This window comes from Bartonella jaculi, from assembly GCF_039543045.1.
Taxonomy (GTDB): Bacteria; Pseudomonadota; Alphaproteobacteria; order Rhizobiales; family Rhizobiaceae; genus Bartonella; species Bartonella jaculi.
The window spans coordinates 1-998 of record NZ_BAABIZ010000135.1 but is presented as its reverse complement, the minus strand read 5'-3'; the positions used below and the strand labels follow the sequence as shown (position 1 = coordinate 998).

The 998-nt window shown below is 36.7% G+C and carries 1 protein-coding gene; it reads left to right on the top strand.

Features of this window, described 5'->3' with window-relative positions; all coding sequences use genetic code 11:
- On the top strand, positions 1-686 hold a 686-nt coding region (locus tag ABD915_RS09810; RefSeq protein ID WP_345117765.1), incomplete at its 5' end, for a YadA-like family protein.
- Positions 687-998: the final 312 nt, after the last annotated feature.

Genomic DNA, 998 nt, shown 5'->3' with positions numbered 1-998 from the left:
CAGGTAAAATTGAAGAGGGTTCGCAGGAAGTTGTGAATGGAGGACAGCTATGGGAGACGAACCAGAAGGTTACAGATGTTGAGAAGAAAGTAGATAGGATAGATCAAGATGTAAAAGATATTGCAACTGCGGTTACGGATGGAGCCGTTAATTATGATAAAGATGCTGATGGCAAGAAGAAGAATAGCATCACCTTAGTAGGTGGGAATGAAAGTGATCCAGTCTTGATAGACAATGTAGCTGATGGTAAAATTGAAACGGGTTCTAAGGAAGCAGTTAATGGTGGTCAGTTACATGATTATACGGATCAGCAGATGAAGATAGTTCTTGATGATGCGAAGAAATATACGGATGATCGAGTAAGTAGTCTTGTCAATAATGGTGTTAACGAGTCGAAATCCTATACAGATATGAAGTTTGAAACGTTAAATTATGTTGTTGAGGATGTTCGGAAAGAAGCCAGACAAGCGGCGGCTATTGGGTTGGCGGTATCTAATTTAAGTTATGACGATACACCAGGGAAGTTGAGTGTTACATTTGGTACGGGTTTGTGGCGCAGCCAATCTGCATTTGCTCTTGGTGCTGGTTATACATCTGAAAATGGGAAGATTCGCTCCAATGTATCTGTCACGAGTGCAGGAGGCCATTTTGGTATTGGTGCCGGAGTTAGACTAACGCTGAATTGATGATAAAAGCCAATCTTTTGACAAGAACTTTATTCGCCTTTATTTTGTTAAATAAGGGCGAATTTTTTACAGATAAAACAATATTTACATGCAGGTTAGTACAGTACTCCGTTGTATTGTAAATCTTAATATTTCATAGAAATATATTGTGTGATTTTCTTTGTAAAAGAGGGATTAGAATCCATAATGATATGTTTTTTACGAAAAAAGTATTTTTTTCTTGCTATTTTCTCTAAGAGCTTATAAACATACAAAAAGTATATTATTAAGACTCATTTTGTTTGAAATAAAACATTTGAAAAGGGGGTAAGA